Source organism: Pseudomonas sp. FBCC-B1565 (genome assembly GCF_059133265.1).
Genome location: NZ_CP101438.1, coordinates 3,486,204 through 3,505,705, shown reverse-complemented (window position 1 = coordinate 3,505,705; position 19,502 = coordinate 3,486,204). Strand labels below are relative to the sequence as shown.

Annotated in this window: 17 protein-coding genes; 7 read left to right on the top strand and 10 right to left on the bottom strand. The window is 60.4% G+C overall.

The genetic code is table 11. The features are described from left to right. Positions 1-7: 7 nt before the first annotated feature. From rarD to NL123_RS16420, 3 genes are all read right to left on the bottom strand, one after another. On the bottom strand, positions 8-889 hold the full coding sequence (gene rarD, locus NL123_RS16430) for an EamA family transporter RarD (protein WP_494355800.1): 882 nt from the start codon (positions 887-889) through the stop codon (positions 8-10). Between the two features lie 197 nt (positions 890-1,086). Beyond that, a complete protein-coding gene (locus NL123_RS16425) occupies positions 1,087-2,100 on the bottom strand; it encodes an aldo/keto reductase (protein WP_248481468.1) in 1,014 nt (337 codons plus the stop codon). An 81-nt stretch (positions 2,101-2,181) separates the two neighbouring features. After that, complete coding sequence (locus NL123_RS16420; RefSeq protein ID WP_494355799.1) at positions 2,182-3,084, bottom strand: LysR family transcriptional regulator; 903 nt, start codon at positions 3,082-3,084, stop codon at positions 2,182-2,184. A 100-nt stretch (positions 3,085-3,184) separates the two neighbouring features. On the opposite strand from NL123_RS16420, the gene NL123_RS16415 reads away from it, so the two are divergent. After that, a complete protein-coding gene (locus NL123_RS16415) occupies positions 3,185-3,889 on the top strand; it encodes an SDR family oxidoreductase (protein ID WP_248481470.1) in 705 nt (234 codons plus the stop codon). A gap of 13 nt (positions 3,890-3,902) precedes the next feature. Here NL123_RS16415 and NL123_RS16410 read toward each other — a convergent pair whose 3' ends face one another. After that, entirely contained in the window at positions 3,903-5,213 is a 1,311-nt protein-coding gene (locus NL123_RS16410) for an MFS transporter (RefSeq protein ID WP_494355798.1), read from the bottom strand. Positions 5,214-5,373: 160 nt separating this feature from the next. On the opposite strand from NL123_RS16410, the gene NL123_RS16405 reads away from it, so the two are divergent. The 4 genes from NL123_RS16405 to NL123_RS16390 all read left to right on the top strand — a co-directional run bounded on the left by NL123_RS16405 (position 5,374) and on the right by NL123_RS16390 (position 9,403). Further along, positions 5,374-6,480, top strand: a complete 1,107-nt coding sequence (locus tag NL123_RS16405; protein WP_494355797.1) for a sugar diacid recognition domain-containing protein — start codon at positions 5,374-5,376, stop codon at positions 6,478-6,480. Positions 6,481-6,571: 91 nt separating this feature from the next. Further along, entirely contained in the window at positions 6,572-7,711 is a 1,140-nt protein-coding gene (locus tag NL123_RS16400) for a glycerate kinase (RefSeq protein WP_494355796.1), read from the top strand. 53 nt (positions 7,712-7,764) lie between these two features. Continuing rightward, positions 7,765-8,829, top strand: coding sequence for a DUF1176 domain-containing protein (locus tag NL123_RS16395; protein WP_494355795.1), 1,065 nt, complete (start codon positions 7,765-7,767; stop codon positions 8,827-8,829). Positions 8,830-8,890: 61 nt separating this feature from the next. Further along, a complete protein-coding gene (locus tag NL123_RS16390; protein ID WP_248481479.1) occupies positions 8,891-9,403 on the top strand; it encodes a GNAT family N-acetyltransferase in 513 nt (170 codons plus the stop codon). On the opposite strand, the gene NL123_RS16385 is transcribed toward NL123_RS16390, so the two are convergent. From NL123_RS16385 to ccoN, 3 genes are all read right to left on the bottom strand, one after another. Further along, positions 9,400-10,092, bottom strand: coding sequence for an aspartate/glutamate racemase family protein (locus tag NL123_RS16385; protein ID WP_494355794.1), 693 nt, complete (start codon positions 10,090-10,092; stop codon positions 9,400-9,402). The genes NL123_RS16390 and NL123_RS16385 overlap by 4 nt on opposite strands. 90 nt (positions 10,093-10,182) lie before the next feature. After that, complete coding sequence (locus tag NL123_RS16380) at positions 10,183-10,392, bottom strand: cbb3-type cytochrome c oxidase subunit 3 (RefSeq protein WP_494358316.1); 210 nt, start codon at positions 10,390-10,392, stop codon at positions 10,183-10,185. Between the two features lies 1 nt (position 10,393). Further along, entirely contained in the window at positions 10,394-11,821 is a 1,428-nt protein-coding gene (gene ccoN, locus NL123_RS16375) for a cytochrome-c oxidase, cbb3-type subunit I (protein ID WP_248481483.1), read from the bottom strand. A gap of 166 nt (positions 11,822-11,987) precedes the next feature. Between ccoN and NL123_RS16370 the strand changes: the two genes are divergently transcribed. Continuing rightward, positions 11,988-12,482: a hypothetical protein gene (locus tag NL123_RS16370; protein ID WP_248481485.1), complete on the top strand. Its 495-nt coding sequence runs from the start codon at positions 11,988-11,990 to the stop codon at positions 12,480-12,482. A 90-nt stretch (positions 12,483-12,572) separates the two neighbouring features. Next, the gene (locus NL123_RS16365; protein ID WP_494355793.1) at positions 12,573-13,241 is read left to right on the top strand and encodes a DUF3313 domain-containing protein; all 669 of its coding nucleotides are present in this window, start codon (positions 12,573-12,575) and stop codon (positions 13,239-13,241) included. A gap of 59 nt (positions 13,242-13,300) precedes the next feature. Here NL123_RS16365 and NL123_RS16360 read toward each other — a convergent pair whose 3' ends face one another. The 3 genes from NL123_RS16360 to NL123_RS16350 form a co-directional block, all read right to left on the bottom strand. Continuing rightward, the gene (locus NL123_RS16360) at positions 13,301-14,701 is read right to left on the bottom strand and encodes a DUF1254 domain-containing protein (protein ID WP_494355792.1); all 1,401 of its coding nucleotides are present in this window, start codon (positions 14,699-14,701) and stop codon (positions 13,301-13,303) included. Positions 14,702-14,848: 147 nt separating this feature from the next. Next, positions 14,849-15,214, bottom strand: coding sequence for a response regulator (locus tag NL123_RS16355; RefSeq protein ID WP_248481491.1), 366 nt, complete (start codon positions 15,212-15,214; stop codon positions 14,849-14,851). Between the two features lie 218 nt (positions 15,215-15,432). Continuing rightward, the gene (locus tag NL123_RS16350) at positions 15,433-19,314 is read right to left on the bottom strand and encodes an Mcf1 protease effector domain-containing protein (protein ID WP_494355791.1); all 3,882 of its coding nucleotides are present in this window, start codon (positions 19,312-19,314) and stop codon (positions 15,433-15,435) included. Positions 19,315-19,502: the final 188 nt, after the last annotated feature.

The following is a 19,502-nucleotide window of genomic DNA, read 5'->3' as shown; positions in this document are numbered from 1 at the left end:
CTGCCGATCAGGCTTTACGCTGGCGTACCAGGTGTTTGAAGCCTTCGAATACCAGCACCATCACCGCCAGCCAGATCGGGATATAGGTCAACCATTCGCCGCCCTTGATCCCCTCACCCAGGATCAACGCCACGCCCAGCAAGAGCACCGGCTCAACGTAGCTGAGCAAGCCGAACAGGCTGAACGCCAGCAAGCGGCTGGCGATGATGTAGCTCACCAGCGCCGAAGCGCTGATCAGGCCCAGCATCGGAATCAGCGCGTACAGCTTGGGGTGCGCATCCAGCACCGCAAAGCCTTGCTCGCCGCTTTGCACAAACCACCAGGCCACCGGCAGCATCAACGCCATGTCCAGCCAGAGCCCACCCAAATGGTCGGTCTTGAGGTACTTGCGCACGATGAAATAGACCGGGTAGCCGATGATCACCACCAGCGTGGCCCAGGAAAAACCACCGGCCTGGTACAGCTCGTTGAGCACCCCAAGGCCGGCGAAACAGACGGCGATCTGTTGTAAGTACGACAGCTGTTCACCCCATACCAGGCGGCCGGTCAGGACCATGGTCAGCGGCAACAGGAAGTACCCCACCGACACATCCAGGCTACGCCCATTCAGCGGTGCCCACATGAACAGCCACAGCTGCACGCCCAGCAGGGCGGAAGACACCAGCACACCACCAATCAATGCGGGCCTGGCAGCCAGCATCCGCAGCAGTTCCCACACTCGTCGCCATTCGCCACTGACCATCATGAACACCGTCATGCACGGCACGGTGAGCAACATGCGCCAGCCGAAAATTTCCAGGCCGCTCAAGGGCGTGAGCAGCGACGTGAAGTAATACATCACGGCAAACAACACCGAGGCCAAGACCGATAACACGACACCTTTAGACACGCTGTCCTCGCGAAAAACCATTGATACGAAAAGAGGGGAAATTTCAGGAGGGGATTATGGTGCTTTTAGCAGGAGAGGGGTGCGCTGTTTTGGGGCGTTTTTCAGCAAATTTTCGCGTTAGTCCGCTGCGGGGGCGAGCTAACTGTGGCAAGCCCGCTCGCCACAGCAAGCCCGCTCACCACAATGGACGGTCTAGCTCAATAACCGCGGGCGATGCGCCCCGACACAAAATGCCCGACATCATTGAACCCCGGCGTCGACGAATGCCCCGGCGTCACCAGCGAATCGATGAACGCTTCATCCTCCGCCGTGACCTTCACCTCCAACGCCCCAAGGTAGGCATCCCATTGCGCCTCGGTGCGCGGTCCGACAATCGCCGAGCTCACCGCCGAATTGTTCAATACCCAGGCAATCGCAAACTCCACGATCCCCACGCCACGCCCTTGGGTGTATTGCTGGATCTGCTGGGCGATGCGCAGCGATTCCACGCGCCATTCGGTTTCCAGGATGCGTTTGTCCTGGCGCGCCGCACGGCTGCCGGCCTCGGGAGTGACGTCCGGCGCGTATTTGCCACTGAGCACGCCACGGGCCAATGGGCTGTAAGGCACCACACCCAGGCCGTAAGCGGCCGCCGCGGTGATCTGCTCGACTTCGGCCTGGCGGTTGACGATGTTGTACAGCGGCTGGCTGATGATCGGCTTGTCGACACCCAGGCGTTCGGCCACGCGAATCACCTCGGCAATGCGCCAACCGCGATAGTTCGACAAGCCCCAGTAGCGGATCTTGCCCTGGCGGATCAGGTCGCCAATCGCTGACACCGTCACTTCCAGCGGCGTGTTGTGGTCTTCGCGGTGCAGGTAGTAGATGTCCAGGTAATCGGTATCTAGCCGGGTCAGGCTGGCGTCCAGCGCGTTGAATATGCGCTTGCGGCTCAAGCCGCTGCGGTTGGGCAAACCGTCCAGCGGGCCGATGCCAACCTTGGACGCCACTACCCAGTCCTGGCGATTGCGCACGATAGCTTCGCCGACGATTTCCTCGGAACGTCCGCCGGTGTAGACGTCTGCCGTGTCGATAAAATTGATGCCCTGGTCCCAGGCCTTGTCGATGATGCGCAGCGAGTCCTCGGTGTTGGTCTGTTCGCCAAACATCATGGTGCCCAGGGTCAAGGCGCTGACCTTCAACCCGGACTGGCCCAATGTGCGGTAAATCATGGATAACTCCTCAAGGCGGGGGAACGTACCCCATGCAATACCAGACTCGGCCGCTCTGGGACAAGCCCTGGGCGCGTTTCTTCATGGACTCAGCAGGGTCTTGCAGCGCGCTTGTAAAAAACGATGCAGCACCTTCACCCGTTCCGATACTTGAAGACGGTGAGGGCACATCAGGTTGAACGGCGTCGGCTCGCCTTGCCAGTCAGGCAGCAACGGCACCAGCCGTCCGGCCTGGATGTCCTGGGCGATATCCAGGTTGGCTTTGTAGGCGATGCCGTGACCGGCCAACGCCCAGCGCCGCACGATTTCACCGTCATCGCTCAAGTAATCGCCCGACACCTCGACCTCCTGCAACACCGCGCCCTGGCGGAAATACCAGATGCTGTTGGCGCGGCCCTGACGCATGTAGCGCAGCGTGTTGTGCTGCGCTAAATCGCTCGGAACCCGGGGCGTGCCGTGACGCGCCAGGTAATCCGGGCTGGCACAGGCGATGCGGTGGTGGTCGGGCACCACTGGCAGCGCCACCAGGCTGGATTCCCGGGGCACGCCAAAGCGCAGGGCAATGTCCACGGTGTCGCGGAACAGGTCGGCATTGGTGTCGTTGAGCAGCAATTGCAGGCGGATATTCGGGTTTTCGAGCTTGAACGCGTCCAGCCAGCCCAATAGCACATTGCGCCCGAAGTCCGAGGGCGCCGCCAGTTGCAGCAGGCCACTGAGGCTCTGGCCCTGCTGCTTGATCGCCTGCTCGCCCTCGGACAGCGCCTCCAGTGCGACGCGCACGCTCTCCAGGTAGCGGCGACCTTCTTCGGTCAGGCGCATGCTGCGGGTGGAACGTGCCAGCAGGCGAATGCCCAGGCGGGTTTCCAGGCGCTTGAGGGCAATGCTGGCGGCGGCCGGGGTCAAGCCGAGGCTGCGGGCGGCGGCAGAAAGGCTGCCGGTGTCGGCGGTGCGCACGAAGACTTCAAGGTCGAGGGTCGAGCTCATTTGTAAAAATCCTTTAAAGATCTTGTCGTTTTACCGGGATTTTTCGTCGATTGCCAAGCTGGGAAGATGAACCCTCACTTTCTCAATCAGGAATTTCCCCATGACTTCTTCCCTCAACGGCAAAACCGTCATCGTGATTGGCGGCAGCAGCGGAATTGGCGCGGCCGTGGCCAAGGCCGCTGCTGCGCGCGGGGCGCAGGTGGTGCTGGCCGGGCGGCGCTTGACCAGCGGCGTGGTAAACGGCCTGCGCAGCGAACCGGTGGACGTCACTGACGCAGGGTCCTTGCAACACTTGTTCGAACGCGTGGGGCGGTTCGACCACCTGGTCTACACCTCAGGGCCCACCGTGCGCGCCAAGACCTTGATCGAAACCGATCTGAGCGAGGCCCAGGACAACTTCAACGTAAAACTCTGGGGCTCGCTGCGGGCGATCCAACTGGCACTGCCATTCCTGGATGAGCAGGGCAGCATCAGCCTGACCTCCGGGCAACTGGGACGTAAATTGGCGCCGGGCCAGTTCATCAAGACCGGCATCAACGCCGCCACCGAAGCGCTGGGTAAACAGTTGGCGAAGGAGTTGGCACCGCGCCGGGTCAACGTGGTCAGCCCAGGGGTGATCGATACACCGGCGTATGCCGGCCTTGCAGAGGAGCAGCGCCTGGCGATGTTTGCCAAGGCCGGCGCCGCGTTGCCTGTCGGGCGAGTAGGGCAAGCAGAGGAAGTGGCGGCGGGGTATGTGCTGGCCATGGAAAATGGCTTTATGACCGGCGCCGTGATCGATATCGACGGCGGCGGTCTGCTCTGATTGCCGCAGCGACCTAAGCCTTCAGGGTACGCGTCATCCGCAACGCCAATACGCTACCGGCGACAATCACCGCCGCCAGTAAGTACAGCGCCACATCCGTGGACCCGGTGGCATCCTTCACAAAGCCCACGATGTAGGGGCTGAGGAAGCCGGCCATCTGGCCCATGGAGTTGATCAACGCCAGGCCGCCTGCCGCCGCGCCCGCACTGAGCATGGCGGTGGGCACCGGCCAGAACATCGGTAGGCCGGTCAGCGCACCCATGGTCGCGATGGTCAGGCCGAGGATCGCAATCGCCGGTGTCGTGGCGAAGTTCACCGCAATCACCAGGCCAATAGCGCCCATCAACATCGGTATCACCAAGTGCCAGCGGCGCTCCTTGCGCAAGTCGGCGGAGCGACCCACCAGCAGCATGAATACCGCTGCCAGCAAGTAGGGGATTGCACTGAGCCAGCCGATCACCAGGTTATCGCTGAACCCCAGGTTCTTGATAATCGACGGCAGCCAGAAATTGATGGCGTACACGCCGCTCTGGATGCAGAAGTAGATCAAACCGAACGCCCAGATTGCGGGGTTCTTGAACACTTCGGCCAGCGAATCGCTGGTGGTTTTCGGCTTGTTGGCCAGGTCGGTCGCCTGGTCGGCTTCCAGCACCGCGCGCTCGTGGGGCTTGAGCCACTTGGCGCTGGCAAAGCTGTCGCTGAGCAGGAAGTAGGCGAGGGCGCCCAGGATCACGGTCGGGATGCCTTGCAGCAGGAACATCCACTGCCAGCCGGCAAGGCCGCCCTGGCCGGCAGCAAAGTGGTTGAGGATCCAGCCGGAGAACGGGCTGCCGAGCAAGCCGGAGACCGGGATAGCCGACATGAACAGCGCCATGATCCGCCCACGGCGGAAGGTCGGGAACCACTGCGAGAGGTACAGCACCACGCCGGGGAAGAAGCCTGCTTCAGCGGCACCGGTAAACAGGCGCAGGGTATAAAAGTGCGTCGGTGTGGTGACGAACAGCAGGCAGGTGGACAGCGTGCCCCAGACGATCATCATCAACGCAATCCAGCGGCGTGGACCGAATTTGGTCAACGCCAGGTTGCTCGGCACGCCGCACAGCACGTAGCCGATAAAGAAGATCCCGGCACCGAGGCCGTACACGGTTTCGCTGAATTTCAACGCGTCGAGCATCTGCAACTTGGCAAAGCCGACGTTTACCCGGTCGAGGTAGTTGAACAGATAGCAGATGAAAATGAAGGGGATCAGGCGCAGGGTAATGCGCTTGTAGATGGCGTTTTTATCGTCATCGGTGGCCAGTGTGGCTGCGGCGCTCTGTGACATGGGAGTCTCTCTTTATTATGATTTTTCGCGATGCGAGGGTAACGTTGATCGCCTGAAGAGTCTCGGCCCTCCGGCGGGCCGCTGTCTTTGTGCTTGCGCACAGCGAACCCTGCTTTGCGCTGTGCCGATGAACAACCACCCTTTCAAGGAATTTAGCCGCATGTTCGAGCTGGATCATGACCTGGCGCAGGATATCGTCGATCGGACCATGGCGATCCTGCCCCACAACGTCAACGTCATGGACAGCCAGGGCCTGATTCTCGGCAGCGGCGAACCCGAACGTATCAATACCCGCCATGAAGGCGCGCAGCTGGTGCTCGCCAATGGCCGCGTGGTGGAAATCGATGGCCAGACCGCCAAGCACCTCAAGGGCGTGCAACCGGGCATCAACCTGCCGCTGCTGCATGATGGCCGCCTGATCGGTGTGCTGGGCATCACTGGCGAACCGGAAGGCCTGCGCACCTACGCCGCGCTGGTACGTATGACCGCCGAGATGCTGGTGAGCCACCGCCACCAGCAGGCCGAGCAACAGTGGCGGCGCCAGCGTTGCGATGACCTGCTGGCCCTGCTGCTGGCAGACACCGGCGACTCGCCACGGCTGGTGGACGAAGCCCAGCAACTGGGGCTCAAGCCGCAGATGGCGCGCACACCGTATCTGTTCGAACTCGGCCCGGGGCAATCGGCAGAGGCCTTGAGTGCCTGGCTGACTTCGCGTTATCCGGACAGTTGGTGTGTCAGCTCGGCGCAGTACTCATTGTTGTGGTGCCGGCCTGCCGCGGTGCCGGTCGACAACCCACGCCTGCTGGAGAAGCTCGAAGGCCTCGGCTGGAGCATCCTGCGCGTCGCCGTTGGCGGGCAAGCCGACGGGCTGGCGGGGCTGCGCCGCTGCTATCGACGCGTCGGTGATTTGCTCGCTTACGGTCGCGATGTGCTGCCGCAGTCACGGCTGCTCACGCTCAACCGCTATCGCCTGCCAGTGATGCTCTGGCGCCATCGCAACGACGACGCCCTCGATGAACTGCTCAACCCGCTGCGCAAAGTGTTGGCCAAGGACGGCAATGGTCAACTGCTGGCCACCTTGCGCAGTTGGTGCGAACACGACGGGCAAAGCCAGGCCTGTGCCGACGCCCTGGGTATTCACCGCAACAGCCTGCGTTACCGCATGGAGCGCATTGCCGAACTCAGCGGCGTCGACCCGTTGACCCTGGACGGCATGCTCGCCCTGTACCTCGGCGTTCAGCTGCTGCCCCAGCCTTTGTCGGAATGAACAACAAAGCACCGCCACACTTGTGCATCGGACCGGCGTCAGCGGCGGTGGCAACTGGCAGCATGGGCGTCATAAAAACCGGAGAAAGCCCATGAAAATCATCATCGCCCCCGACTCGTTCAAGGACAGCCTGAGTGCCGAAGGCGTCGCCCAGGCTATTGCCCAAGGGCTGACCCAGGTGTGGCCTGATGCCGAGCTGGTCCAATGTCCAATGGCGGATGGCGGTGAAGGTACAGTGGATGCGGTGCTTGCGGCCTGCCAGGGCGAGTTGCGTCGTCAAACCGTGCGCGGCCCGCTCGGTACAGCGGTTGAGGCGCGTTGGGGCTGGTTGGCCGACAGCCACACCGCAATCATCGAAATGGCCGAGGCCAGCGGCCTGCAATTGGTGCCGTCGGGCCTGCGCGACGCATGCACAACCACCACCCATGGCACCGGCGAACTGATCCGAGCCGCACTGGATGCCGGCGCTGAACGCATCATCCTGGCAATTGGCGGCAGTGCCACCAACGATGGCGGCGCTGGCGCGATGCAGGCACTCGGTGTGCAACTGTTCGACGCCGACGACCAACTGCTGGCACCTGGTGGCCTGGCCCTGGCCCGCCTGGCGCGGGTCAGCCTGGAACAGCTTGACCCACGCCTTTCGCAGGTACGCTTTGAAATCGCCGCAGACGTCAACAACCCGCTGTGCGGCCCCCACGGCGCCTCGGCAATTTTCGGCCCGCAAAAAGGCGCCAATCCCGAGCAAGTCCAACAACTCGACGCCGCCCTTGGCCACTTCGCCGATCATTGCGCCAACGTGCTATCCAAAGATGTACGCGACGAACCCGGCAGCGGCGCCGCAGGTGGCTTGGGCTTTGCGGCCAAGGCCTTCCTGGGCGCGCAGTTCCGCGCTGGCGTAGAGGTAGTGGCCGAACTGGTTGGCCTGGACGCCGCCGTACGCGGCGCCGACCTGGTGATCACCGGCGAAGGCCGTTTCGACGCCCAGACCCTGCGCGGCAAAACCCCGTTCGGCGTGGCGCGCATCGCCCGACAGCACAACGTGCCCGTTATTGTGATCGCCGGCACCTTGGGTGAGGGCTACGAGCAGATGTATGCCCATGGCGTGGATGCGGCATTTGCCTTGCCTAGCGGTCCGATGAGCCTGGAACAGGCCTGCGCTGAGGCGCCGCGTCTGCTCAGCGAACGGGCAGCCGATATTGCGCGGCTGTGGCGCACCGCAGGCAAGCACTGACGAAAAAACCCGAACATGGGACAATCCGCGCCTTTTCGACACGGAGAGTCCCCATGCTGCGCCCCGCATTCCTGGCCCTGTTGCTCACCGGCGCCACCACCCCGGTCTTCGCCCAACCCCCCTCCGAAGCGGTACCGCTGCTGCGTGAGATCAAGCAGTGGGTGGTCGGTTGCGACAACCTGCGCAATTGTCACGCCCTCAGCGCACCCAGCGGCGTGGATGAAGAGGACTACAGCTCATTGACGTTGCACATCTGGCATCAGGCGGGTCCGCAAGGGTATCCGCGTCTGCGCTTTGATTATCGAGGCCAGGAGGTGGACCTTTCCACCTTGCTGCTGGACGGCCAGCCCCTGGGCCTGGAGCTGACGCGGGAATTGCACGTTGAACTGGATGACCAGGGCGGTGATCCCGAGGTGCATTCGTATGGGGTGATTGATGACGCAGGGGCGCGGCGCTGGTTGCAGCGTCTGCGCAATGGCCAGCGCCTGCAGTTGCCGGGTGATGAACAGGCGCATGTATCGCTGAGCGGGTTGAGTGCTGCGCTGCTGTTGATGGATGCAGTACAGGGACGCGTGGACAACCTGACGGCCCTGGCTCGACCCGGCAAGGGCGCGGCCAGCGAGGTGCCGCCACGGGCGCCAACGCCGGTACTGCGCAAGTTTTCGCCGGCACCGCCGTTAACCGCGCAGGAGCAGGCCGGGCTGGTGGCTGCCGCCTTGCAGGCCGTCACGCCGGAAGAGGGGGAGCCCGAGGCAAAAGCAGGGGCGCTGACGGCGCTCCAGGCCATGACCGTGACACGTTATGACTGCGCGGCCTACAACTGCGAGTTCAATGTCAGCAGCCGTGAGCGCCAGGCGCCCTATACGGAAACCCTGATGGACCTGCAGCCGCTGCCCTTGGAAGACGCCGCATTGCAAGGCGCGGTCGGCTATGACGAGGCTTCCGGGTCCCTGAGTTATTTCTACAAGCAGCGTGGCATCGGTGACTGCGGCGGCGGGGCCACTTGGGTGTTCGACGGCAAGCGCTTTCAGCTCAGTGAGTTCCACCGGATGCCGCGTTGCACCGGGGTCGGCTACGGTGACTGGCCATCGTTGTGGTCAACCGTGCCAGCCCCCTAGCCATCGGCTTAATGTCGCCCCTACACTGGTCGACCACGTGTCTTTCAAAGGATGAAACACCATGCACACGCCTGAACCCCATATCGTGATCCAGCGCTTCACCGAGGCCCACCTTGAAGGCGTCGCAGCGCTCTACAACGAACCGGCCGTGTGCCGTCAGGTGCTGCAAATGCCTTTCCAGTCGGTCGAGATGTGGCGCAAACGCCTGGTGATGGACAACGAGCGGCGCCTGCAACTGGTAGCGATGCATGGGGGTGAGGTGATCGGCCAGCTGGGCCTGGAACAGTACCTGCGTGTGCGCCAGGCCCATGTCGGTTCGTTCGGCATGGGCGTGGCAACGGCGTGGCAGGGCAAGGGAGTCGGTTCGCGGCTGTTGACGGCCGCGCTGGACGTGGCCGACAACTGGATGAACCTGCATCGGGTGGAGCTCACGGTGTACGCCGACAATGAGTCGGCGCAGCGGTTGTATCGCAAGTTCGGCTTTGAGGTCGAAGGCGTATTGCGTGATTACGCCCTGCGTGACGGCCGGTTTGTCGACACCGTGAGCATGGCGCGCCTGCGCCAGTCGGCTTAGCCCTGCAAAGCGAACGCCACCGCAGCCTGCGCATGCAGCTCGGTGGTGTCCAGCAGCGGCAGCTCGCTGTGTTCGGGCTTGATCAGCAGCCCGATTTCCGTGCAGCCGAGGATGATGGCCTGGGCGCCGCGTGCGGCCAGGGACTTGATCACACCTTGGTAGACCTTGCGTGACGCTTCGCTGATCACGCCGACGCACAACTCCTCATAGATGATCCTGTGCACGGCCTGACGCTCGTCGGCCTCCGGCACCAGCACGGTCAGGCCTTGGGCGGCCAGGCGCGACTTGAGGAAATCCTGTTCCATGGTAAACGCGGTGCCGAGCAGACCAACCGTCAGCGTACCGCCTTCCACGGCAGCCGCACCCGCCGCGTCGGCGATATGCAGGAACGGAATCGACACCGCCGCCTCGATACGCGGTGCCACCAAATGCATGGTGTTGGTACACAGCACCACACAGTCGGCGCCACCGGCTTGCAAACGGCGCGCGGCGTCTTCGAGGATCAGTGCGGTGTCATCCCAGCGCCCGGCATGTTGCGCCTGTTCCACCGGGCCGAAGTCCACGCTGTACATCAACAGTTGCGCCGAGCGCAGCGGGCCGAGCTGGTCGCGTACGCGTTGGTTGATGATGCGATAGTACTCGGCGCTGGACTCCCAGCTCATGCCGCCGATAAGGCCGATGGTGCGCATGCGATGCTCCTGACAAGGAAAGTCGCTTCACCTTACCCATCGACCATTGATTAGTCATACGCAGTTGCCCACGAAATGACCGGTGCAGTTTCACATGTCCAGGTTGGTCCACCCGGGTTTGGCATCTTCCGGTGCCACTGCGTTCACCTGCTTGCCGGTCGCCAACTCCACCCGCCGTGCCACTTCCGGGTCATCGGCGAAGGGCATCAGGCTGGCGTCGTCCAGGCTTTTGTCCGATTGACCGCGCAAGCAATACTCCACCGCGCCATACAGGCATACCACCATCAGCAGGCCCCACATCTCAGGCGATCCGCGCATCAAGCTGCGCCACTTTCAGGTCCGCGACACGCACCGTGCGCCAGGTGTTGTAGGCCATCAGCAGCATACCGGTCAGAAAGAACACACCACCGGCAAACCGCACCACAAACCCCGGGTGGCTGGCCTGCAAGGCCTCGACAAACGAATAGGTGAGGGTGCCGTCATCGTTGACCGCGCGCCACATCAAGCCCTGGGTAATGCCGTTGACCCACATTGACGCGATGTAGAGCACGGTGCCAATGGTGGCCAGCCAGAAGTGCAGGTTGATCAGCCCCACGCTGTGCATCTGCTCGCGGCCGAACACCTTGGGAATCATGTGATACAGCGCACCGAAGGTGATCATCGCCACCCAGCCCAGGGCTCCGGCGTGTACGTGGCCGATGGTCCAGTCGGTGTAGTGGGAGAGGGCGTTGACGGTCTTGATCGCCATCATCGGCCCCTCGAACGTCGACATGCCGTAGAACGCCAGGGACAGCACCAGGAATCGCAGGATCGGGTCGGTGCGCAACTGATGCCAGGCGCCGGACAAGGTCATCATGCCGTTGATCATCCCACCCCAACTCGGCGCCAGCAGGATCAGCGACATGGCCATGCCCAGTGACTGCGCCCAGTCGGGCAGGGCGGTGTAGTGCAAATGGTGCGGACCGGCCCAGATGTACAGGGTGATCAGCGCCCAGAAGTGCACGATGGATAAACGATAGGAGTACACCGGGCGTCCGACCTGTTTCGGCACGAAGTAATACATCATGCCCAGGAAACCGGTAGTCAGGAAAAACCCCACGGCGTTATGCCCATACCACCACTGCACCATGGCATCGGTCGCCCCGGAATACACCGGGTAGGACTTGAACCAGTCCACCGGGATCGCCAGGTGGTTGACCACATGCAGCATGGCAATCACCAGAATAAACGCGCCGAAGAACCAGTTGCCCACGTAGATGTGCCGGGTTTTGCGCCGCACCACGGTGGTGAAAAACACAATGGCGTACGCCACCCAGACCACTGCCATCCACACCGCGCCGGAGAATTCGATCTCGGCGTACTCCTTGGTGGTGGTGTAACCCAGCGGCAAGCTGACCAGCATGATCACGATCACCGACTGCCAACCCCAAAAGGTAAACGCCGCGAGGCGGTTGGAAAACAGCCGCACCTGGCAAGTACGCTGTACCGCGTAATAGCTGGCGGCAAACTGCGCGCTGCCGGCAAAACCGAAAATCACCAGGCTGGTGTGCAGGGGGCGTAACCGACCAAAAGTGGTCCAGGGTAGATCGAGATTCATCTCGGGCCAGACCAGTTGCGAGGCAATCCACACGCCCATGGCCATGCCCACCACGCCCCAGGCGATCGTGGCGATAACGAATTGGCGGACGACTTTATAGTTATACGCCTGTCCGATTGTTGTGCTGCTCATGCTCAGTCCTCCCACGGTTCCAAGTGGCGGCACTGTAGGAAGCATGGGTAAAACAAAACAGGCTCAGAAAAACCTCATTGTTGCGGATCAGTTTTAAGCCGTACGTCGAATGGCTGCATCTGCCATGATCAGGCTTCGCAACCAGGCTCACCCAAGGAACTCCGCAATGGACGATGTACAGCAACTGGGCGAGATGCTTCGTCATTACGCCGACAGCGAAGCGCACAAGAAGCAGCAGTTCGACGTGCAGTCGGCCCGTTGGGCGCAGAAGCTCGATGAGCTGTTCGGGCAGATCGAGCAGTGGCTTGAGCCGGTGAAGACGGTGGGGTTGCTTGAAGTCCACCGTGAAGCTTACGTAGCCAGCGGCCCGAGCGTGCCGGTGGAGACCTCGACATTCAAGACCGAGAAACTGACCGTACAGATCACTGGCAAACCGGTGGAGTTCGTGCCGGATGTCATGGGCGCGGGTGGCTTGATCTCTGTGTCGGTCATGGGCCTGACCGCGGCACGTCACGGCAGTGTGTCGTTGGTATTACCCGTGGATAAGAACGACTGGTTGTGGAAGAAGACCAATGGCCTCAAAGACCCGGACACCTTTGGTTTCGACGCCAACTTCCTGGCCTCGCAGTTGCAAAGCCTGATCCCCCGCGAACGCAGCTGAAACGTCGAATGATGGGAACAGGGTTATTTTGCCAGGATTGGCTATACCTACAACTCAGTGTTCCAACGTCGACCGCCAGGGAGTTCAAACATGACACTTAGGCATTTGCTCTGCACGTTGTGCATCGCTTCGCTCGGGCTGGCGGGGTGTGCCAGCAAGATCACCGCGCCGGATGAGTATTCCGGCTTTCTCTCGGACTACAGCCGGCTCAAGGAAGCCAAGTCTCCATCGGGGGCCGAGGTGATGCGCTGGGTCGATCCCGAGCTGGATCTGAGCCGCTATCACGCGGTGTACGTCGAACCGACCCAGTTCTACCCTAAGCCCCAGGCCACCGCGAAAATTCCGCTAACCACCCTCAACGACATCAACACCTACTACAACCAGGCACTCAAGCGTGAGCTGGAAAAATCCCTGCCCCTGGCCAATGCGCCAGGTCCAGGCGTGATCGTGGTGCGTGCAGCAATCACCGCCGTGAGCAGCAAGACCGAAGGCCTCAAACCCTATGAGTATATTCCGGTGGCCTTGGTCGTGGCGGCGGTAAGCACCGGCACCGGGATCCGTGATCAGGAAACCACCCTGGGCACCGAGGCGCAGTTCCTCGATGGCGCCAATGGCAAGGTGCTCGCCCAGGTGGTGCGCAAAGGCACAGGCAAGCCGCTGTCCAACGATTCGCAGGTGATGAAGGCCGGTGACGTGAAAAGCGTGATTGATGGCTGGGCGTCGGACCTGCATCAGTCGTACGTGAAACTTACGCGCTAGAACTTGCGAGAGGTGAGGGCTGCGGTGCCCTCACCATTGTTGCGACCGGGCGCGTGGCGTTACTTGAGCGGCGTCAACGGCGGCAGCTTCCATTGGCCGTTACCCACCTCAGGCTTGGGCAGGTAAATGCGCAATACCGCGTAGAACGGACCCGGTGGCGCCGGCAACCAGTTGCTTTGCTCGGCCTTCGGTGGCTCGTGGTGCTGCAAGGCCAATGTCAGGCCGCCATCGGCGTCACGCTTGAGGTTGGGCAGCATCCGCGAATTGATCAGGTAGCGCTTCTTGTGGTTGGGCACCAAAAGCTTGGTCTTGGCGTCGTACATGGTCAGCGACCAGAACGCATCGGCCGGCGGCAGTTGGTCCTTGGCAAAATGCACGGTGTAGCTGTGGCGTGCGCCGTTGGCGGGTTTGCCTTCGCTGTCGACGAAGTAGCTCATGTAGGTGGCTTCGTCGGAGGAGTTACCGAAAATGCCCATGTTGGCGCCGGCATAGCGGTACAGGTAATTGTTGTTCAGGTGGTCGCGGCTGCCGAACAGATCACCGCTGGTGATCTGGTGAGTGTCGACTTTGTCTTTCTTGAACGCGGCAAATTCGGCATGGGCGTCGGCAATGCCTTCATCCAGGGCCTTGCGCTGTTCGGCGGTCAGCTCCTTGACCTTGAACGGCGCGCCCGGGGCGATACCGATCTTGGCAAAGCGGGCCAGCAGCTCTTTTTCGCTGTCCTGCGGCGCGGCGAAGGCCAGCATGAAGTTCAGGTAGCGAAACAATTGCGGGCCTTCGGTCATGGTCGCCGTGGGCTTTGGCCATTCGACCTTGGCCGCCTTGGCTGGCGCGGGTTGTTTCACGTAGCTGCTCAGTGGCTGCACTTTATAGCCGGCCTGGATCTGCTTGACCTTGCCCAGGTCCTTTTCATCAAACAACTGCGTGCGGTACAGGGCGTAGGCAATATTGCTTTCGCTGTAGATCACGCGGTCGACATTCACCGGCTGCTGACCCTTCCAGTCGGGGCCGGCGATCATGTAGTGGCCGCCGTTGTTACCAGTGCTGCGGGTGCCCAGGTAAGCGAAGTTCTGCGTATAAAGGTCGATCAACTGCACCGAGTAGTAGCGGTCGTCTTCGATCCTGGGCAGGGTCAGCACCAGCGGTTCGCGGCGCAGGTCCATCCAGACGAACGAGTAGGGCGTGTCGGCGTTGGGCGTGACGAAGGCCGTGTCCTTGGGCGTGAACACTTGCGCGGTATTGCCGATCTGGTTGAACGGCGCCTTGAAGTTGGCACCGCCTTTGTCAACGGCCTGGGTATAGAGCGTCTTGTACATGTCCACCACCGGAAACCCATACAGGTAGGCTTCCTTGGCAATGGCCCGGGCTTCGGCCGGGGTTGCCGTGAAGTCTGCCCAGGCGCCGGTACTCATGAGTATCGAGAGGCTCGCCAACAGCAGGCGCGTCGGTTTTCCAATCATGTTGTTGCGTCCTTCCTGAGTGCGTTTTGTAGGGTAGCGTCTGAATAGCGTTGAGTTTCCGATGTTATTGACCGAAGGTCACGTTAATCTCTGAACACCTGACGCAAAAATGCCGCCCATGCAGGCGGCACCGTGTACAGGTCGAAATTAAAGTGCGGGCAGCATCGATTTGACTTTGTCGCGTAATTGATCGATCGAGAACGGCTTGGCGATCACTTGCATGCCGGCCGGCACGTCAATGTTTTCCGCATAACCGCTGGCGAACAGAATCGGCAGGTCCGCACGCAGTTCGCGGACCTTGGCAGCCAGTTGCTTGCCGTCCATGTCCGGCAAGCCGACATCGGTCATCATCAGGTCGATCACTTGGCCAGTGTTTTGCACCAGTGCCAGCGCTTCTTCAGCATCGCCGGCCTCCAGCACGTTGAATTCCAACTCCTCCAGGACGTCGACGATAAGCATGCGCACGATGGCATCGTCTTCGACGACAAGGATGGTGGAGGCGGTGGCGGACATAAAAAAATTCCCGAGAGTGAAAGGATTGGCCGTGAGCGGTGGAAAGGCCATCCTCTAATGAGTCGCGGCGATCTCGGCAAGTTCCCTCACCGAGGTCGGTATTGTGCCGGTGTTGGGAAGGAATGTCCCGTATGAGTCTGTGGTCGGGTTTCTACCGGGCTCGCAAGGGACTGCGGCATCTCCAGGAATCGGATGATGCCGGTACTCCCCGTCAAACGTCAGGCGACACTTGAGGCCAATCTGGGGGAGGAAATTGATAGCGGGATGGCCACTAGGTCATGCACGCCGTTGATGCTGCCGACGGTGTTCATCAGGTTCAATTCACTGAAGTCCGAGACAGAATAGGTCAAGGTCCCCGGATTCGGACGGAATAATGCGCTCGTTGAACCGGTGCTCATTGCACTTTCCACACCGGCGCGCATAGACGCCTCGGACTTGAATGTTGCCAACCCGAAGTTGGGATCGAAGTAGAACCATTCTTTTTCGCCGCCCTTTACGACAACGCCTGCGGTAATACCGTGTGTTGTATTACCTATCATCAGGCGGGTCGACGTGTTGGCATTCGCCAGTTGCTCGATGATTTGCGCAGCCGTCCGCTGCTGTTTGTATTGGCCTACATGAAAGTCATGCCTGAGCTTGGCCTGGAAACTTTGCATAGTCTTTTGAAATGTCTGGGTGGCGGGATGCTCGGGATGAGCCATTACCGTGAAAAGATTCTCCAACAGCGTGGTTTGCTTGCCCTCCTGAATGGCATAGGCCATCGAGTTAGCAAACACCGCGCACTGCCCTCCCGAGATAGGACTGACTTGGCTGAGGTACAAACCTTGTGGCATCGGGACGAACGCTCCGCCCGCGGCCTTGATGTTATCGCCGAATTTTTTGGCCAGGGACAGGTTGAGCGTGATCGCACGCTTTTCAACCTGTCGGTACAGACAGCCCATTTGTTGCGTCGTCAATCCACGTTGCAAAGCCAGCTCCTGGAGTTCAGGGACTCTCAACCCCTCCTTGTACCCCTTTATCGAGTCGGGCGTTCCGTACTTGTAACCCTGCTTGAAACTGTCCGCATCCAGCGTTTTGAGGTTTTCCATTTTGGTATAGAACGTATTCGGCAGTTCTTCCAAGTCTTCGATACGGCGAATCAGGCTTCCCAACTGTTGAGCACTTGGACCGGCTTGCAGTGAAAGTGTCTTGAGCTGTTCAACGCTCAGGGATGTTGAGTACCCGGTAATCGACGGCGGTGTCTGGCTGTTATAACCATGGTTGAATCCTTCGGCGTCCGTTTTCAAGGCGCTTAACCGCAAGTCCTCGAATTCCTTTGCGAAATCGGGGTTGGCGTCGGGACGGGAGGAACTCCACCAACTGGTGAACCACTCGATGCTCCCCGACTCAGTCAACCCTTTGATTTCCCCCGCGGAGGCCGCGACAGAGGGCGTGAAGTTCTCCAGCGGGGCTCCGTAGGGTTGAGCCTTGATCGGGTCGTAGCGGTACCATTGTCCATCGTTGAATACGGCAGCCGTCTGGATCTTTGTTTCGCCGACCTTGTAGCTGCCTATTGCGGCTATGTCGTACTGCTGGCTGAGGTTTTTCAGCAGCCCATAACTGTCTGATGTGCCCCGTAGCATTTGTATGCCTTTCTCCAGTGCCCGAGGGCTTTTGCCCAGTAGCCTTGCGCCGCCAAATACCAGGTCGTCTGCGCCCCCCAGCGGGTTGAATGCACTGAGGGTCGCCGCTCCAATAACGCGCGCGCCCTTGGCCAGCTTTGTGGCAGCAGAGCCGGCGATCGCCCCCACCTTGACCAGCTTGGCCGCAGTCGCTGCGCCAGCGGTCAGGAACTCCATGACATCCATCGTCAGATCAAGAGCGCCCGCCACATAGTTGCCGTTTATGAAGTTGACAATGGCCGATCTGAACGGGATCAGGTCCAGGAAAAAGTTGGCCGCGCGATCCTGTGCTTCGAACTGTTTGTCCAACTGCGTAGAGCCTTTGGCCGCTTTCACAACATCGGCGTTATCGATATCCAGGTGCTCAACGAACGCATCGGCAATGTATTGGCTGCGGTCGCTGCTGAAGCTTTTTGGCGTGACTGCGCTGTCGCCCGTGTTTTCCTTCTGGTTTGCCTGGCTATAGCGGGACGGCCGGAACTCGGTTGTATGAATTTGCCGTGAGCCTGGGCCATAGGTGCTCTCATCGTAATTTTTGCCGCTGCGTTGCTTGGTGATGGTGCCTTTCTTGATGTCGACCTCATAAACAGACGACACGCCGTCACGCTCGGTTTTTATCGAAAAGGTGAGGTATTTGTGTAGCAGTGTTTTGTCTATGAAATTTATTCTGTACGCCGAATCATGAAAGAAGCGCAGCTTTCCATATTCCAAGTCTTTGCGTTGATCCAAGGGGAGTTTGGATATGAGGTGCCTGACGGTCGCACTCAGACCTTTCTTTCGCGAAACAATAGCCTCGTCGAATTGTTGCTTGAATGCTGCATTCACACCGAGAACAGGATTTTCGTTGATCGCGGCGAGGGGGATACGCGGGTCAGCGGTCGTCCAGGTGTAACCACGGTTTTCCATCATCGCGATGTCGAGCATCGAAAAATACCCTTCAGGCCGCAAGTTTGGATTGTAGATCGGCATTGCGGGGGATTGATGGCCGGATGTCTGGAGTTTCAACAGGGGTTTTTCAAACGGAATTCCTTCACCAAAACGTTCTTTCAGTTTGGCGAGGGCGATGTCCTTACGGCTGGGTATTTCAGCATTGGCTAACGTCTGTGCGTCGATCTGCTCTGCGAACTCGCGGTTGTATTGGGTTCTCAGCTCATCCAGTTCCAGGTCCGTGTAGTGTTTGTCATCCTTTCTCTCGATCAGGCCGTTGACAACCCCCCAATCGACCAGTGCGGTTTTCTGAGCGAGCTCGGTTACCGCTGGATCGACCTGGGCGGCCTTTTCGGCCTTGATCATGATTTCGTCGAAGCCCATGGTCATCGCCGACCCGGGTGACAGCGCTTCCTGGATATCCACTGCGATCTGCAGGCGGGCCGAGGCCGGGCTGCCATAAGTGATATTGTCGGGAAGGCCTTTTACCTTAAACGCAGGCGCTGTCAGTCCGAATATTATCGTTGCGGCAACGTCGGCCATCTCCGGGCTAACCCGGCCATCGTCTATCAGGGGTTTGACCTGCGCATCGACCACCGCTGACGGGCTAGCGCCCCAAAGGTGCGGTTCAACCCTTTTTCGCTGCGGGTTGGTAATAGCTTCGGGGTTCAGGGCCAGGTAGATCGCCGGCAGGGCGTAGTCATGGGCGCTGGTGGCGGTGTCGATACCCTTCATATGCGCTTGCATTGCCCGACCAAACGCCTGCCCTCGGGGGCTGTTCAGGATCGACTCCAACGCTTTGATGGGGTCTGCCTTGGCCTCATCCGTCAAGGGTTTGTTGTCATTGAGCAACTCAAGGATTCCCAGGCTGTGGCCCGTCTCCGGTGATTCCGCGTGATCCTTGATGTATTGGAGAGCCGCTGCCTGCAGCGTTCGCTGATCGTCAGTACTCAAAGGTACAGGCCAGGACAGTGCCCCCCCGAAGTTCCCAAACGGGTTCGCCACCGCTCTCTCACTGACGGCATCCGCTAACGCGGTCAAGGAAAAATGGTTGGTGGGTAGACCCAGGCCAATGCCGCGGATGAAGCTCTCCAGTGTGACAAGGGTGTCAGGCTGCGTTGGAAAGGATGAATGCGGGTGGATGTCCATTGCGGTGGTCTTGAGTGCGTTCAGCACCGCCGGGGGAGACGCGTTGTGTCCCAGTGTCCTGGCAATTTTGTGCAGCGCTTGCGACAGGGTATGCAGGTTGCGGGCATTACCAATCAGGGTTTTGTTGGAGAGGTCGGCTGTTGTGAGAGAAGTCGGTTGTGGCGCCGGGTTGGCCTGTTGTTCTGCGACGCTTTCGGACGAGGTGGGTTGGGACAGTCGATAGAGTTGATTGGCCGCATGCGTGGGTGGGTTGAGGGCTGATGTGGACACCGCGTAGAGACTGGTCATGGCTGGATACCCTTTGAAGTTGGACGTTATCCGCGCATTTGCTTGCGCAAGGCTGCCTTTTTCAAGGCGCATCATTGAGTGCAATGCCCTGCGACCTGCGTTCCTGTGCCTCCGCGTTCACTAATGTAAGCAGCCAAAACAGTGGCTTGATTTGACGTGGGGTCTCACAATCGGCAGTGAGTCACCTGACAGTATTTGGCATAAAAATAGCGTTCAACCCCAAGTTTGGGGCAAACTCCTGGGTTTTCTGCACTTGGCCAAGG

Bases quoted from the DNA above. Each gene is read 5' to 3' on its own strand.
- NL123_RS16425 (WP_248481468.1), bottom strand. From the start codon at position 2,100: ATGATTTACCGCACATTGGGCCAGTCCGGGTTGAAGGTCAGCGCCTTG.
- NL123_RS16405 (WP_494355797.1), top strand. From the start codon at position 5,374: ATGTTCGAGCTGGATCATGACCTGGCGCAGGATATCGTCGATCGGACC.
- NL123_RS16420 (WP_494355799.1), bottom strand. From the start codon at position 3,084: ATGAGCTCGACCCTCGACCTTGAAGTCTTCGTGCGCACCGCCGACACC.
- NL123_RS16380 (WP_494358316.1), bottom strand. From the start codon at position 10,392: ATGTGGGGCCTGCTGATGGTGGTATGCCTGTATGGCGCGGTGGAGTAT.
- NL123_RS16410 (WP_494355798.1), bottom strand. From the start codon at position 5,213: ATGTCACAGAGCGCCGCAGCCACACTGGCCACCGATGACGATAAAAAC.
- NL123_RS16355 (WP_248481491.1), bottom strand. From the start codon at position 15,214: ATGTCCGCCACCGCCTCCACCATCCTTGTCGTCGAAGACGATGCCATC.
- ccoN (WP_248481483.1), bottom strand. From the start codon at position 11,821: ATGAGCAGCACAACAATCGGACAGGCGTATAACTATAAAGTCGTCCGC.
- NL123_RS16385 (WP_494355794.1), bottom strand. From the start codon at position 10,092: ATGCGCACCATCGGCCTTATCGGCGGCATGAGCTGGGAGTCCAGCGCC.
- NL123_RS16415 (WP_248481470.1), top strand. From the start codon at position 3,185: ATGACTTCTTCCCTCAACGGCAAAACCGTCATCGTGATTGGCGGCAGC.
- NL123_RS16350 (WP_494355791.1), bottom strand. From the start codon at position 19,314: ATGATGCGCCTTGAAAAAGGCAGCCTTGCGCAAGCAAATGCGCGGATA.
- NL123_RS16400 (WP_494355796.1), top strand. From the start codon at position 6,572: ATGAAAATCATCATCGCCCCCGACTCGTTCAAGGACAGCCTGAGTGCC.
- NL123_RS16365 (WP_494355793.1), top strand. From the start codon at position 12,573: ATGACACTTAGGCATTTGCTCTGCACGTTGTGCATCGCTTCGCTCGGG.
- NL123_RS16360 (WP_494355792.1), bottom strand. From the start codon at position 14,701: ATGATTGGAAAACCGACGCGCCTGCTGTTGGCGAGCCTCTCGATACTC.
- NL123_RS16390 (WP_248481479.1), top strand. From the start codon at position 8,891: ATGCACACGCCTGAACCCCATATCGTGATCCAGCGCTTCACCGAGGCC.
- NL123_RS16395 (WP_494355795.1), top strand. From the start codon at position 7,765: ATGCTGCGCCCCGCATTCCTGGCCCTGTTGCTCACCGGCGCCACCACC.
- NL123_RS16370 (WP_248481485.1), top strand. From the start codon at position 11,988: ATGGACGATGTACAGCAACTGGGCGAGATGCTTCGTCATTACGCCGAC.